Origin of the sequence: Fibrivirga algicola (genome assembly GCF_011742925.1) — a bacterium.
Lineage (GTDB): Bacteria > Bacteroidota > Bacteroidia > Cytophagales > Spirosomataceae > Fibrella > Fibrella algicola.
In genome coordinates this window covers 639,383-655,464 of record NZ_WAEL01000003.1, presented here as the reverse complement: position 1 = coordinate 655,464, position 16,082 = coordinate 639,383, and the positions used below count along the sequence as shown (strand labels likewise).

The window sequence follows — 16,082 nt, the reverse complement described above, 5'->3', positions numbered from 1 at the left end:
CCGCTATAATCGCGACAATCGGGCTGGATAACAACCCTGTTTCTGTACCATAAATCGGATTACAAGCACCTTTTACAATTCCTCAGACTATATGGGCGATCCATTACTCAAGCACAGAATTTCGTACCTCCCTCACTGGCTGCTGGCTGTCGTTGGCACCGTGCTGCTGTACGCCGGGCCGCACCCGGCAAAGGCGCAGCAGAAGGGGGATCAGACAGCCACGGTGGTGCCAGCTACCTTCAGGCCAGTCCTGATCGACGAAAACGAAGAGCCACTGGCGGGCGTTACCTTAGCAAACCGGACAAGTGGACAGTCAGTCACGTCGGATGGGCTAACGCCAATTGATCTGGCTGCTACGAAGGGCGATATCATCGAACTGTCGGCGTTTGGTTCTATCGTTAGCACGTACCTGGTGGGTACCGAAATGGCGCCGGTTATTGTACTTAGCACAAAGAACCCCGCCGTAGCCCGCCTGAAGCCCGTGCGGTTGCTCTTCAACACGGCTACCCGTGGCGATCTGACCTCTGCATCGACGCAGGCCGTGTACAATAGTGACCTGCAAAAAATGCCGGTCACTTCAGTACTCAGCGCATTGTCGGGCCGTATTGCAGGCTTGTCGACCAACCAGACCCTTGGGCAGCCGGGTAGTGATGGTACGGCCGTGTCGCTCCGTAACCAGAACCCGCTGGTAATTATTGATGGTATTCCCCGTCAGCTTACCGTATTCGATCTGGAAGAAATTGAGTCGATCACGGTCCTGAAAGACGCGGTGTCTACGGCAATGCTGGGCGTACGCGGCTCGAACGGAGCCTTGGTGATCACCACCCGGAAAGGCTCGCCGTTGCGTCAGCGCATCTCATTTACAGCACAAACGGCGGTTCAGCAGCCGCTTCGTTTCCCCAATCCATTGCAGGCCGGTCAGTACGCGCGGTTATACAACGAAGCCCTGCAAAATGATGGCCTGGCTCCGGTCTATTCCGATGCGGCTATTCAGGCTTACGATACCGGCTCCGACCCATTCCGCTACCCCAACGTGAACTGGCGCGACCAGGTGACTAAGCCCTCGTCGCGGTTCGACCGCTACACCTTCAGCGCAAGCGGGGGCAATAACTTCTCGAAATACTTTGTCTCGCTCGATCACATCAACCAGACGGGGTTGCTACGCGAAAGTGATGCCAATAAGTATAACACCAACAATAACTTCAAGGCATTCACCGTCCGGTCGAACGTCGATTTGCAGTTGAATTCAAAATTGTCGGCGGGGATTTACCTGCTGGGTCGCATTCTGAACGGCAACGATGCCGGTTTCGGAACAGTCTCTATTCTAAATAACGTACTGCTGACCCCCAACAACGCCTATCCGGTCTACAACCCGAATGGCTCATATGGCGGTAGCCAGCAGTACCAGACCAACATCTGGGCGCAGACGATCGGCTCGGGCTATCAGCAGAACTTCAAGCGCGACATGCTTGCCGATTTCTACCTGAAACGCACGCTTGACGAACTGACGCCGGGCCTCTGGGTACGTGCCATGGGGTCGTACTACGCCACGCTGTCGGAGAACATCAACCGGGGTAAGGCCTTTGCTGTTTTCCAGCGCAATATTTCGCCGACGGGCGTAGAGACCTACCAGCAGTTTGGCAACAATGGTGACCAGGCCAACTCGAATGGCATCGAATACCAGGGCCGTTCCGATTATTTAGAGTTCACGCTGGGCTACGACCGCACGGTGGGTGTACACGGTTTCAATGCCCTGCTGCTGGCCAACCGGCAGAACTCGGTAACGGGCTCAGACCTGCCGTATACCATCACCGGTACGTCGGGCCGGGCGTCGTATAACTACAAACAGAAATACGTGCTTGAAGCGTCGTTTGGCTTGAACGGCTCAAATCGTTACCCTGATGGTGGCCGTACCAAAGTAGGCTTCTTCCCGGCGGTGGGCGCGGCCTGGAACATCAACCAGGAGGATTTCCTGAAATCATACAACTGGCTGTCGTTCTTGAAGCTATATGGTTCGTATGGCAAAACCGGTCTGGATAATCCCGGTTACTTTACCTACATCCAGCGGTATTTCGACAGCCCAAGTGCGGTATTCGGCACCGGGGCGGGGGCCAACACCTCGATCACCGAACAGCCAATTGCCAACTACAACATCACCTGGGAGAAAGCCAACAAGCTGAATCTGGGTCTGCAAGGCGCGGTATTCAACAATCACCTGGGCTTTACGGTCGAGTATTACAACATGAAGTTCTACGACCTGCTGATGCAGCGCGGCCGGAGCACCTCATTGCTGGGCAATACGTACCCGGACGAGAACATCGGCCAGAACCGCTACTCGGGGGTCGACCTGCAACTGAGCTTACAGCAGGAAGTAAAAGGCCTGAGTTACTACGCCACGGTGAACGCCGGCTTCCAAAACTCGAAAGTGCTGTTTATGGATGAGGTGTTCCGGCCCTACGACTGGATGCAGCGCACCGGTCAGCGCGTTGGGCAGACGTTTGGCTACATCGCTGATGGCCTGTTCCAGACGGCCGAAGAGATCAGGAACAGCGCTACGGTGGTGGGTTACACGCCGCAGCCGGGCGATATCAAGTACAAAGACCTGAATAACGATGGGGTGATCGACCAACTCGACCAGGCCCCGATTGGCAACACCAAACCAGCGATTCCCTTTGGCGCCAGCCTTGGGTTCCGCTGGAAAGGCTTCGACGTATCGGTGCTGGCACAGGGCGTAGTCAACCGTATGATCTACATGCAGGGGCCATCGGTCTGGGCCTTCCAGAACAACGGATTCGGGCAGGCTTACGAGCAGCACCTCGACCGCTGGACACCAACCAATACCGGTGCAACGTACCCACGGCTCTGGATCGGTACGAACGTAAACAACCAGGCCACATCGTCATACTGGATGCGCTCGGGCGATTACATCCGGCTGAAAAACGTGGAGGTAGGCTACACCATTCCGGCCCGCCTGCTGAGCCGCATTCGGGTACAGTCTGTGCGGGTATTTGCCAACGGAACCAACCTGCTGACCGCCAACAAAGATCAGCGGATCGATCCGGAGAGCTACCTGAGCGTGTATCCCGTGCAGCGATTATTCAACGTCGGTCTTAACCTGAAACTCTAGGTTGACGCTCCGGCGAACCGAACAAACTTGTCGTATACCATGTGTAAGAAACTATATTTCAGCCTATTGATCGTGGCGCTGTCCATGATCGGCACTGCCTGCGAGCGTGTAGAAACCGAACCGCGCGACTGGATTAAGGAAGACTTGGTTTGGGACGAAAAAGACCGGAACGCCACGCTGGCGGTCTTTTTTCTGAATGATATCTACAACTACATTCCCGGCGGCTTTAACCGGATCGGTACCGGTAACGGTGATTTTCTGGATGCGGGCGCAGGTGATGCCGTTCCATCGCGTACCGCCCGGACGGTGGAGTACTACACCAACGGGTTTATCAGCGCGGTGAACAACCCTGACCCGTATTGGGGTAACAGCTATGCCGGTATTCGTCGGGTCAACATCTTCCTGGCCAACATTGACCGCGTGCCGGCTACGGCCGCCAGTATCGTCACCTGGAAAGCAGAGGCCCGGTTTATCCGCGCGTATCTGTACTTCGAGCTGCTGAAACGCTATGGCGGTGTGCCCCTCATCGGCGATAAGATTTTCACGCTCAACGATGACCTGTCGCTGCCCCGCAACACCTTCGAAGAAACCGTGAACTACATCGTGGCCGAGTGCGACGCCGTGAAGGCGGACCTGCGGAAAGAACCCGTTTCGGACAACGAATGGGGCCGGGTGCCACGTGGCGCGGCCATTGCCCTGAAAGGCCGGACGATGCTATATGCCGCCAGTCCGCTCTTCAACGGGGGAGGGGTAAGCACCGACGCCACGAAAAAGGCGTTGACCGGCTACCCAACCTACGATGCCACCCGCTGGCAGAAAGCGGTTGACGCCGCCGCTGAGTTGATCGCCCTGAACTACTACGCGCTGCAACCGGTATACAACAACGTGTTTGTAGTGAAGAAAAACACCGAGATCATTCTGGCCAAGCAGTCGGGCAACAGCACCACGATCGAGGCCCTGAACGCACCGGTTGGCTACGGAACGCCCGCCGCCAGCCAAGGATTAACCAGCCCCACGCAGAACTTTGTGGAGGCCTTCACGACTGATACCGGCCTGCCCATTACCGACCCCGCTTCGGGTTATAACCCGCAAAATCCGTATGCCGCCCGCGACCCGCGTTTGGCCGTTACGGTCTTTGTAAACGGACAGCGGTGGCTCCAGCGGAATGTGGAAACGTTTGACGGTGGCCGTGACCGGCCAGGTGGCAACATTGTGCAGACCCGCACAGGCTATTACCTGCGCAAGTTCATGGCCGATTTCTCGAACAACACGACCTACACCAACCAGAGCCACAACTTCCCGTTGTTCCGTTACGCCGAAACGCTGCTGAACTACGCCGAAGCCCTGAATGAAGTGGGCCGCACGGAAGATGCCGTGAAGCAGGTGATCGAGATCCGGAAACGGGCGGGCATAAAAGCTGGTACTACGGCGCGCTATGGTATTCCGGCGAGCATCAACCAGGCTGATCTGCGTACGCTGATTCAGAACGAGCGCCGGGTTGAACTGGCCTTTGAAGAGCACCGCTTCTGGGATGTGCGCCGCTGGAAAATTGCCGAGGCTGTCCTGAATACCCCGCTGTATGGCCAGAAGATCGTGCGTAACGCCGACGGTACGCTGACCTTCAGCAAAGTGCAGATTGGTACGTCGATCTTCTCGAAGCGACTGTATTACATGCCGTTACCGTACGACGAAACGACGAAGAACCTCAACCTGGTACAAAACGAGGGCTGGTAAGCACAGCCCTCCGTTTCACTCCCTTTCACTTTGTTTCCTTCTGAAGCTATGAAACAATTACTATTTATTTTCTCACTCCTGACGCTGCTCACCAGCCAGGCCGTGTACGCCCAGGGGCGGGTGGTCAGCGGGGTGGTCTCCGATGCTAAAGAGGCGCTGCCCGGCGTAACGGTAGTCGAAAAAGGTGCACCAACCAACGGCACCACGACCGATGCCAACGGGCAGTTCAAACTGACCCTGCGCGGCCAGAGCAACACGCTGGTGTTCAGTTCGATCGGTTTTAAATTGCAGGAAGTAGTACTGGGTGGCCGCAGCAACGTGAACGTGACGCTCGACGCCGATGAGAACAGCCTGAACGAAGTCGTTGTGGTTGGCTACGGCCAGCAGAAAAAGCTGACTCTGACCGGCGCTATCAGTTCGGTGAGCGGCACCGATATTCGCCAGAACCCCGCCGCCAGTTTGCAGAACACGTTGGCCGGTCGCCTGCCGGGTTTCTTCTCGCAGCAGCCATCAGGGCGGCCCGGTGCCGATGGAGCCAACTTCTACATTCGGGGCCTCAGCTCGTATAATGGCAACAACCAGCCGCTAATTATTGTGGATGATATTCAGTTCTCCTACGATCAGTTTGCCCGCCTCGATCCGAACGAAATCGAAAGCCTGTCGATCCTGAAAGATGCCTCAACCACGGCGATCTACGGGGTACGTGGTGCCAACGGTGTGATTGTGGTGACTACCCGCCGGGGCAAAGAAGGCCCGCCGCAGATCGCCCTCCGTCTGGAATCGGCGCTGTCGCAGCCAACGATCATACCAACGTACCTGGACGCCTATAAAAGCGCCAGCCTCTACAATCAGGCGCAGATCAACGACAACACGGCCAACCCAAGCTCGACGTTCAAGCCGCGTTTTACGGCCGAAGATTTGGAGCTGTTCCGCAATGGAAACGACCCGTACGGTCACCCCAACATCAACTGGAAAGACGTGCTGTTCAAGAAATTCGCTCAGCAGTACCGCGCTAACCTGGATTTGTCGGGTGGTACGCAACGGGTAAAATACTTCGTGTCGGTGGGCTACCTGAATCAGGGTGGTATGCTGAAAAACTACGGGGAAGGCCAGGGTGTCAATAGCAACTACTCCTACGAACGCTACAACTACCGGTCGAACCTGGACATGAACGTGACCAAAACCCTCGACCTGCGCCTCGATCTGTACGGGAACTTCGGCCAGGTAAACACGCCACAGGTAGGCAGTCCGTTCGGGTATAACGACCTGTTCTACGACTACAGCAGCTTCCTGACACTGGCTCCATTTGCCTACCCGCTCTACAACCCCGACGGGTCGCTGGGCTACAGCACCTGGATTCGGAATGAGAACCCGAACTATAACGTCAACAACGTGATCGGTCGCCTGTCATATTATGGCTACAACCGCAGCAATGAAAGCAATATCAACTTCATTGCGTCGGCCAAGCAGAAACTGGGTTTCATCACCAAGGGCCTCGACATTCAGGGGCGGGCTTCGTACACGAGCAACTACGCCTACACCCGTAGCATGACCCGCGATCAGTTTCCGTCGTTCATCTACAACTCAGCCGCCGATACCTATGAACCCCGCGATCCGAACGTGTACCGGGTACGTCGGTTCTTCATCGGCTATGACCCCCGGTTTACATCGCGGGTGCTGAACATTCAGGCTATCATCAACTACGACCGCACGTTTGGGCAACATCACGTCTATGGTCTGGGTCTGTTCAACCGCAACTCAAATACGGCACAGAACGGTAACGCGATCTACAACTTCATTCCGAGCAACTTCCAGGGGTATTCGGGTCGCGTTGGTTACGACTACAAAGACAAGTACCTGTTCCAGTTCAACGCCGCTTACAACGGGTCTGACCGGTTCGTGAGCGACAAACGGTTCGGTTTCTTCCCGGCGGTCTCGGCCGGCTGGAACATCTCGGAAGAGCCATTCTTCAAGAACAACGTAAGAGCGGTCGATTTCCTGAAAGTGCGCGGTTCATACGGACTGGTGGGTAATGATGCGCTGGGCTCGTCGTTCAGCTATTATTACCAGCAGAACTACGCCAACGGTAACGGCGTCACCAATGCCGACTTTGGCTACTCAAGCAACAACTACGGCGGCATTGTCGAAGGTACGCTCGCCAACAACGACGTAACTTGGGAGAAAGAAAACAAGCTCGACGTAGCCCTCGAATTCGGCGTACTGAACAGCCGCATCACCGGTAGCATCGATTACTTCGACAACAACCGCTACGACATTCTGACTACCCGCGGTACTGTATCGGCCATTTTCGGGCAGGGCCTGCCGCCGGTGAACCTGGGAAAAGTAAACAACCGGGGTTTCGAGCTGGAACTGGGTTATCAGAGCCCGACCAACAAGCCGCTTTCGTTCTCGATCAAAGGCAACTATTCGTTCGCCAAAAACAAGATCGTGTTCCAGGATGAACCGTCAGCGTTGTATCCGTATCAGGCCTACACCGGTAACAGCATCGGGCAGCAGCGGGTCTACACGTTCATCGGCTACTATAAAGATGCCGCCGACATTGCCGCCAGCCCCAAGACGGCCGTTCCCGTTCAGCCCGGTGACCTGAAATATGCCGATCTGAACAACGATGGCAAAATCGATGGTTTCGACGCGTCGGTGAACGGTTTCCCCAATACGCCCAACACCGTGTACGGCATCAACCTGGGGCTGCGTTACAAGCGCCTCAGCTTCAGTGCGCTGTTTCAGGGTGCCCGTAACTTCAGCGTGCGTGGGGTGGCCGAATCGATCCGCGCATTCTCATCGAACCTGACCGCCGTGCACGAGCAAGCCTGGACGCCTGAGCTGGGCGACAACGCCAAGTATCCCCGCCTTACGCTGCTGGGCGGTATCAGCGATCCGTCGGCGTTTCCATCTACGTTCTGGCTGATTCCCGGCGATTACCTGCGGTTGCGGACGGCCCAAGTCAACTTCGATATTCCGACCGGTTTCACCAAACGTCTGGGTATCAAAGATGCCCGCGTGTATGTCAACGGCTCAAACCTGTTTACGATTACTAAGCTCAGCAAGCTCTACCAGCTTGACCCCGAGATTACGACCGCTACTGACCGGGCCAGCTACCCGCCCCAACGGCTGCTCAACTTCGGCGTTAGCGCCACGTTTTAAGGCATTTCCTGACTATGAAAAAGATACTAATCATACTTTTCCTCCTCACCGCCTCGGTGGCCTGCCAGCAGTCTGACGACTTTCTGGAGCCCAAAACGAGCGCGCTGACCGAAGAACTCGTCTTCACCGACAGCACCCGTACTATGGCGTTCCTGTCGCGGATCTATAGCGATATCGGCTTTAGCTTTGTCAAAGGCCGCTGGGATTCGCACGGTAACACCGAGGAGGCGACCGACGATGCCGAATACAAATTCTCGGGTACCGGCCAGAAAGCAGTAGTGCTGTATAGCGGCACCGTTAGCCCGACCAACTTTCCGTTTTTCGAGTTCTGGTCGACGCCCTACAACAACATCCGGCGCGTGAATCTGCTGCTCGAAAAGCTGCCTTCTACGCCACTGTCGGCTCCGCTTAAGGCACGCATGGCGGCTGAGGCCCGTTTCCTGCGGGCCTGGTACTACGACTGGCTGCTGATCAGTTTCGGCGGTGTGCCGCTGATTGGCGATAAAGTATTTGATATCGAAGACTTTATCAACCAGCCCCGCAACTCGTATGCGGAGTGTGTAACGTACCTGACCACTGAACTCGACGCCGCAGCCGCGCAACTGCCAGCCGCGACCGACTATTCGGAGCAAAACTACGGCCGCGTTACGAAAGGTGCCTGTCTGGCCCTGAAATCGCGGATTCTGTTACAGGCGGCCAGCCCGCTCTTCAACGGGGGCGCTGAAACGACCGATGCTGAACTGGCCAAGATCGTAAGCACGCCGACCTATGATGCCTCGCTCTGGCAAAAGGCAGCTGATGCCGCGCAAGCGGTGATCAACACAGGTACGTATTCGCTAAACGTGGATAACACTACGGCACCGGGTTATGGCTTTTCGCAAGTATTTCTGAAGCGGGTCAACTCCGAGTATATCATTTTCCAGAACAGGGGTGCTAACCGTGACATGGAAGGGTTTTACAATCCGGCGTCGCGTGGGGGAGCCAACAACGCCATGCCGACGCATAACCTGGCCGAGGCCTTCCCGATGCGCAACGGTAAACCCATTACCGACCCCACTTCGGGCTACGACCCGAAGAATCCGTACCTGAACCGTGACCCACGGTTTGGCTACAGCATCATTTACAATGAGTCGCCGTACTACCTGCCTTCGGCCAACGCGCTGTCGCCCGTGTTTACCTACGAAAATGCCCCGACCGACGGGTTTACGTCGGCTGGTCAGACAACGGGGTATTACAGCCGGAAAATGTGTGACGTGAATATTTCGGCCAACAGCAGCTTCAACACCAACCGGGGCTGGCCGCTGCTTCGCTACGCAGAAATCTTGCTGAACTACGCCGAGGCGATCAACGAAGCTGGCCAAACAGCATTGGCCTACCCCAAGCTGATCGAATTGCGGAGCCGGGCGGGTATTCTGCCGGGTGCTGACAACCTCTACGGTCTGAAAGCCAACATGACCAAAGAGGAAATGCGTGAGGTGGTTCGTACGGAGCGCCGTATTGAACTGGCGTTTGAAGATCACCGCTGGAACGATATTCGTCGCTGGAAAACGGCGATGGTGGTCAACAACGGCTTCAACAAGCGGATCCGGATTGTAAGATCAGGTACGACCTACACCTACGAAGTAGTCAACTCGATTCGTCAGCACAATTTCCGCCCTGAAATGTATCTGTTGCCGATCCCCGATTCAGAAGTACGCAAGGCACCAGCTATGCGCCAGAATCCAGGCTGGTAGTTGTTGCCCCCTTGCCCCCAACCCGCAACGGCGGACCGCCCTGAAGGGGGCTACTGCGCTGCTTGCTAAGTCGCGGAGCTTTAGCCCCCTTCAGGGCGGTCCGCCGTTGCGGGTTGGGGGTAAACCCAAGCAACAAACAGCTTACATCCCTGAAACCCCATTACTGAATCCTCGTGAAACGGCTATTCTTATTCACTTTCTTGCTGTTGAGCCAGATCGGCTACAGTCAGGCAACCGACTGGAAACTGGTCTGGTCCGATGAGTTCAATACGGACGGGCCGCCCGATCCGAAGAACTGGACGTTCGAGCGGGGGTTTGTCCGGAACAATGAACTGCAATGGTATCAGCCCGACAACGCTCGCTGCGAAAACGGCTTGTTGATCATTGAAGGCCGAAAAGAGAATCGCCCCAATCCGAACTACCAGCCCGATAGCCGAAACTGGAAAACCAACCGCCCGACCATCGAGTATTCAGCGTCGAGCCTGCAAACGAATGGGCTGCACAGTTGGCAGTATGGCCGCTTCGAGATGCGGGCCCGCATTGATACCAGACCCGGCCTGTGGCCCGCCTTCTGGACGCTCGGCGTAGCGGGTGAGTGGCCTTCCAACGGCGAGATCGATATCATGGAATATTACAGGAGCATGCTGCTGGCAAACGTCGCCTGGGGTACGTCGAAAAAGTACACGGCGAAGTGGAGCACTACTAAAAAGCCAATGGCGTCGTTCAACGACCCGGCCTGGTCGACCAAATTTCACGTTTGGCGCATGGATTGGGACCAAACGGCCATCCGTTTATACGTAGACGATCAGTTGCTAAATGAAGTACTGCTCACCGAAACTATAAACGGAGACGGATCGGGGAAAAACCCATTCCGGCAACCGCATTATATACTGCTGAATCTGGCTATGGGGGGGCAGAATGGTGGCGACGTATCAACCACTAAATTCCCCAATCGCTTCGAAGTAGACTACGTCCGCGTGTATCAGAAGTAAGCTGGGTACGTTGCGTTATTGCTTGCCACGCGTCATCAACCTGAAAACCATCAAACATCCACGTTTATGAAACGTATTCAATGCATCCTGGCGGCACTGGTCATCTGGGCGAATGTCTGTGTGGCACAAGCGCCGGAAATGAAACCGACGACTTCATTCAGACCCGGCGAACGCTGGTACGATGATAAAGGCGAACTCATCAACGCCCACGGTGGCGGGCTACTGTTCGACAAAGGCACGTATTACTGGTTTGGCGAAAACCGGGGCCAGTCGGCCTCGCAGGGCATTTCGGTGTATTCATCGAAAGACCTACACAACTGGAAAGCCGAGGGCATGGCGCTCGCCAAATCGACCGATCCGCAGAGCGAGATTGCCGTGGGTGGTCTGATGGAGCGGCCCAAGGTGATCTACAATCCGAAGACGAAAAAGTACGTCATGTGGTTTCACCTCGAACTACCCCGTCAGGGCTATAAGGCGGCTCGTGCCGGCGTGGCCGTCAGCGACAAGGTGACCGGTCCATACACGTACCTGAACAGTTTCCGGCCCAACGGCCACATGTCGCGCGACATGACCTTGTACGTCGATGACGACGGTTCTGCCTACCACATTTACTCGGCCCGTGAAAACTACGACCTGCGCATCACTAAACTAACCGACGATTACCTCGGCGCTACCACGGAGGATACGCTCCTGTTCAGCAATCACCGCGAGGCACCGGCCATATTTAAGAAAGACAAGCAATACTACCTCATCACAAGCGGCTGCACGGGCTGGGCGCCCAATCAGGCCAGTCTGCACGTAGCCACGTCGCTATTCGGACCCTGGAAACTGGTGGGTGACCCCATGCGCGGGCCGATGGCCGACAAAACCTTCGACGGGCAGTCGACCTATATTTTACCGGTGCCGGGCAAGAAAGACGCTTTCATTTTCATGGCCGACCGCTGGAATCCGAAAGACCTGAAAGACAGCCGCTACTTATGGCTCCCGATCAAATTCGAAAACAACCAGCCCGTTGTTGACTGGGTGGACGAGTGGAATCTGGCCTTCTGGAAAAAGTAGAAGTTATGCGTTGCTTTCGCGCAATACTGTATTGCTTCGCGCTACGTGCCCTTCGACTAGGCGTCCCCGACAATCTCACCCTGAGCCTGTCGGGGACGCCTAGTCGAAGGGCCTAGAGCAAAAAAGCCACCTACAACGCAGTAACCCGCCTCTAACCCATGAAACTACATACTACCCTTCTCTTCCTCCTGATCAGCACCGCGCTTGTTGCACAGAAGAAACCGGCGGCAGCCGACGTGCTCAGCGCCGTTCAGAAAGCCAACGACTACTGGCAGGCAACGTACCCAACCCACGGCCGCGCGTTTTGGGACAATGCCGCTTACCATACCGGCAACATGGAGTTATATTTCCTGACCAAAAACGACGCCTACCGCCGCTATTCCGAAGCCTGGGCCGAGCATAACCAGTGGATGGGGGCCAAAGAGACCGATAAAACGAAATGGAAATACAGCTACGGCGAAACCAATGAGTACGTTCTCTTCGGCGATTATCAGATCTGCTTCCAGACTTACATCGACCTGTATAATCTCAGTCCTGACCCGATAAAAATTGCCCGCGCCCGCGAGGTGATGGAATATCAGATGAGCACGCCAAAAAACGACTATTGGTGGTGGGCCGACGGGCTGTACATGGTGATGCCGGTGATGACCAAGCTCTACAAACTGACCGGCAACAAACAGTACCTCGACAAGTTGCACGAGTACTTTACCTACGCCAACAGCATCATGTACGACCAGGAAACCGGGCTGTATTATCGCGACGCCAAATATGTTTACCCGAAGCACAAAAGCGGCAACGGGGGTAAAGATTTCTGGTCACGCGGCGATGGCTGGGTATTCGCCGGACTGGCGAAAGTGCTGAACGATCTGCCGAAAAACGACCCGCACCGGGCTGAGTACATCGAAAAATACAAACGCATGGCCGACGCCATCATCATCGCGCAACAACCCGATGGCTACTGGACCCGCAGCCTCCTTGACCCGGCATTTGCGCCCGGCCCCGAAACCAGCGGCACCGCGTTCTTCACCTACGGCCTGCTGTGGGGCATTAACAACGGTTATCTGAAGAAGCGAACGTACCTGCCCGCCGCCCTGAAAGGCTGGACGTACCTGTCGACAGTAGCCTTACAACCCAGTGGAAAAATCGGCTACGTGCAGCCCATCGGCGAAAAAGCCATTCCCGGTCAGGTCGTGAATGCCAACTCTACCACCAATTTCGGCGTCGGCGCGTTCCTGCTGGCTGGTAGCGAGTTGCACCGATTTTTGAAGTAGACCTGCTGTTGGTGGGTGTTGGACTCAGTGCTAACCATCACTTTTGCATTAACTCATCGAGTGACGCAATCACCTCTACTTCAGGTCTGAGCGACTTCTTTATAAAATCGATATTAGTCAATACGTTTTTAGTGCCAATCATATAAAGGGCTCTAAGACTTGGTAGTCGCTTTAATTTGTCTATTTCTTTTGCTATATCCAGTTCTTCATTGAATGATATATCTAAGATGGCTAGATCGTTAAGTCGGGTAATGGAAACAGGTAACGATTTTAGCTGGTTAAACGAAAGATAAAGGCTTCTTAATTTTGTTAGCTTAGCTATCTTTTCTGGAAGCTCTTTTAACTCATTTGCGCTGTCGGCAACTGCACTTAATGGTGGGTAGATAACTACGTTTCCAGGGCCGAGATTCAAACTACGCGTTTCTAACTTACTGAATACGGAATCTGGAATTGTCTTAAGTTTCAATGCCTGAAGGTTGATTAATGTATCGACCATTGAGTGCTGACCTAAAGCTGCTGTGGCAGTGAAAAATAATACCAGAAAAGCGATTGATTTCATTTGAGCTGTGAGTATTTGATACGGGTTATAGACGACCTAATGCGTATGTGGATTTTAAATAGATTAGTTTATCTCGTTTATCCACTCTTCGGCTAACGCCTCTACGTAGTCTGTGAAAGTGGTTATGCCGTTTATTGTATGAAACGTGTACTCCGGTTGATTTTTCATAAATTCAACATTGTCGAAACAATGGTCGGGGGCAAATAGCGTCACCTTCTTTGTGTCAGGATCGTATAGTGTAAGGTTGCCATTAACTTCCTGAACAAAACATATGAGTTCGCTATAATTAATTTCTGGATAGCCAGATTCTGCACACATCTCTCTATAATAGGCTTCCCATCCACTAAGGCCTTTAGTACATTGAGATTCGATAAACAGGAAATTCTGATTGTTACATAGGCTAGGCTCTGGTTGATTGTATGATTCCTGAATTCCGCCAATTTCGCTTAACAGAAGTTTGTGTTCATCGATAAGGTCGTAGGGGTGGTCAGATAATGCCTCAATTTTAGTTAGCCAGCCACAACTCACTTCGTACTTGTTTGTCCAGGAAAATAATCTGTATGGTTGGCTATTTATGGTCAGGTTTACTAATCTGGCTTTCTTGATGAGTGAAGAAAGTACCGGAAACGTATGTTTAAACCGCTCGGTTAGCGGAAATTCGACTTCAGCACGTAGAAACTCTGGTTTGTCAGAAGATTTGGTAAACCAGGCTACGCTCTTTGTGAATTCTACAAAGTCTGTATTGTAAGCTACGCGGCTGCTCATCGGTCTGTTTTGCAAGGCTGAATATACGCCTTAACTAGACAAATCGCCTTATGCGCTTTTGCTAAATCAACGGCGGTTTGGTGACGCATCAGAGTGGTACATGGCCTAGCTTTGTGCCCATTGATAAACCCTCCGTTTCATGGCCGCTGTATCATCACTCCCCGATCACTCTCCGCTCGATGTGCTCATTATTGGGGCGGGCATTTCTGGTATTGGCGTAGCTTACTGGTTGCAGAAGAAATGTCCGACTAAGCAGTTTGCCATTCTTGAAGGCCGGGAAACGATAGGGGGTACCTGGTCGCTGTTTCGCTACCCCGGTATCCGCTCCGACTCCGACATGTTTACATTTGGATACCGGTTCAAACCCTGGCAGAATCCACAGTCGCTGTCGGATGGAGCGACCATTCTAACGTACCTGACCGAAACCGTGACTGAAAACGGGATCGACAAGCATATCCGGTTCGGTCATCACGTGCTTGAAGCCAATTGGTCGGACAAGGACCGGCTCTGGACAGTATTAGTGCAGCATAAAGGCGAAAACGCTGAAATTCAATGCCGGTTTCTGAGCGTTTGTAGCGGCTACTACAGTTATGAGCAGGCTCATCGGCCGCATTTTCCCGGCGAAGAACGCTTCAATGGTCCGCTGGTTATTCCGCAGTTTTGGCCCGACGACCTCGATTATCGGGGTAAAAAAGTAGTTGTGGTTGGCAGTGGAGCCACGGCTGTTACGCTGGTGCCAGCTATGGCCGACCGTGGCGCTGCCCACGTGACCATGCTGCAACGGTCGCCCACCTACGTGATGAATCTGCCTAACCGCAACGGCGTGTTCGCGGCCCTGAAGAAAATACTACCTAACCAATGGGCCTACCGCTTCACGCGCTGGATGAATCTGACCATGAGCATGGCCTCGTTTGCGCTGGCGAAGCAGTTTCCCCGCCAGGCCAAGTCGCTCATCATGAAAGCCGCTGCCCGACAGCTACCCCCCGGCTTCCCGGTCGACAAACACTTCAACCCGACTTATAACCCCTGGGATCAACGGCTCTGTGTGGTGCCCGACGGCGACCTGTTCACGAGTATCAGCAATGGAAAAGCATCGGTGGTGACCGATGAGATCAGGCAGTTTACCGAAACAGGCATTGTCCTTGCATCGGGAGAGGTGCTGGAAGCAGACATCATCGTGCTGGCGACCGGCCTGACGATCCGGCTCATGGGCGGAACCCAAATCAAGGTGAACGAACAACTCATGCAGCCGCAGGATGCCATGATCTACAAAGGCATGATGGTCAGCGACGTACCTAACCTGGCCTATGCCTTCGGCTATACCAACGCGTCGTGGACCTTGAAAGTAGACCTGACTGCCAATTACATCTGCAAGCTGCTGAATTACATGGATCGTCATCAGTATGACGTGGTGAAACCGGCCAAACAGGCTATGGTGTCGGAAGAGCCGTTTCTGAACCTGAACTCCAGCTACATACAACGGGCCGCCAGCGTGCTACCCAAGCAAGGGGCTAAACGACCCTGGCGCGTATACCAGAACTACCTCGCCGACATGCTGGCTACCCGCTTCGGCCGCATCGCCGATGGCGTACTGACGTTCCAGCGCAAAGTTTCCTGATGAGGTAAGCGAAGCATCAAGCGAAAGCAATCGCTATGCCCCTTCTCATACAACATGGT

General features: G+C 54.4%; 10 protein-coding genes. 8 read left to right on the top strand and 2 right to left on the bottom strand.

Annotated elements, in window-relative coordinates; genetic code table 11:
* Positions 1–91: 91 nt before the first annotated feature.
* The 7 genes from F7231_RS11130 (at position 92) to F7231_RS11100 (ending at position 13,081) form a co-directional block, all read left to right on the top strand.
* On the top strand, positions 92–3,127 hold the full coding sequence (locus tag F7231_RS11130) for a SusC/RagA family TonB-linked outer membrane protein (protein ID WP_085411112.1): 3,036 nt from the start codon (positions 92–94) through the stop codon (positions 3,125–3,127).
* A gap of 39 nt (positions 3,128–3,166) precedes the next feature.
* On the top strand, positions 3,167–4,861 hold the full coding sequence (locus F7231_RS11125) for a RagB/SusD family nutrient uptake outer membrane protein (protein WP_085411111.1): 1,695 nt from the start codon (positions 3,167–3,169) through the stop codon (positions 4,859–4,861).
* 48 nt (positions 4,862–4,909) lie between these two features.
* Positions 4,910–8,026 (top strand): SusC/RagA family TonB-linked outer membrane protein, encoded by a 3,117-nt coding sequence (locus F7231_RS11120; protein ID WP_166691937.1) that lies wholly within the window; start codon positions 4,910–4,912, stop codon positions 8,024–8,026.
* Positions 8,027–8,040: 14 nt separating this feature from the next.
* Positions 8,041–9,759 (top strand): RagB/SusD family nutrient uptake outer membrane protein, encoded by a 1,719-nt coding sequence (locus tag F7231_RS11115; RefSeq protein ID WP_166691936.1) that lies wholly within the window; start codon positions 8,041–8,043, stop codon positions 9,757–9,759.
* Positions 9,760–9,932: 173 nt separating this feature from the next.
* On the top strand, positions 9,933–10,751 hold the full coding sequence (locus tag F7231_RS11110; RefSeq protein WP_166691935.1) for a glycoside hydrolase family 16 protein: 819 nt from the start codon (positions 9,933–9,935) through the stop codon (positions 10,749–10,751).
* A 66-nt stretch (positions 10,752–10,817) separates the two neighbouring features.
* Complete coding sequence (locus F7231_RS11105; RefSeq protein WP_166691934.1) at positions 10,818–11,810, top strand: glycoside hydrolase family 43 protein; 993 nt, start codon at positions 10,818–10,820, stop codon at positions 11,808–11,810.
* A 158-nt stretch (positions 11,811–11,968) separates the two neighbouring features.
* On the top strand, positions 11,969–13,081 hold the full coding sequence (locus tag F7231_RS11100; protein ID WP_166691933.1) for a glycoside hydrolase family 88/105 protein: 1,113 nt from the start codon (positions 11,969–11,971) through the stop codon (positions 13,079–13,081).
* Between the two features lie 37 nt (positions 13,082–13,118).
* Here F7231_RS11100 and F7231_RS11095 read toward each other — a convergent pair whose 3' ends face one another.
* A complete protein-coding gene (locus tag F7231_RS11095) occupies positions 13,119–13,640 on the bottom strand; it encodes a leucine-rich repeat domain-containing protein (RefSeq protein ID WP_166691932.1) in 522 nt (173 codons plus the stop codon).
* A gap of 63 nt (positions 13,641–13,703) precedes the next feature.
* On the bottom strand, positions 13,704–14,405 hold the full coding sequence (locus F7231_RS11090) for a hypothetical protein (protein ID WP_166691931.1): 702 nt from the start codon (positions 14,403–14,405) through the stop codon (positions 13,704–13,706).
* A gap of 139 nt (positions 14,406–14,544) precedes the next feature.
* On the opposite strand from F7231_RS11090, the gene F7231_RS11085 reads away from it, so the two are divergent.
* Complete coding sequence (locus F7231_RS11085) at positions 14,545–16,023, top strand: flavin-containing monooxygenase (protein ID WP_166691930.1); 1,479 nt, start codon at positions 14,545–14,547, stop codon at positions 16,021–16,023.
* Positions 16,024–16,082 lie beyond the last annotated feature (59 nt).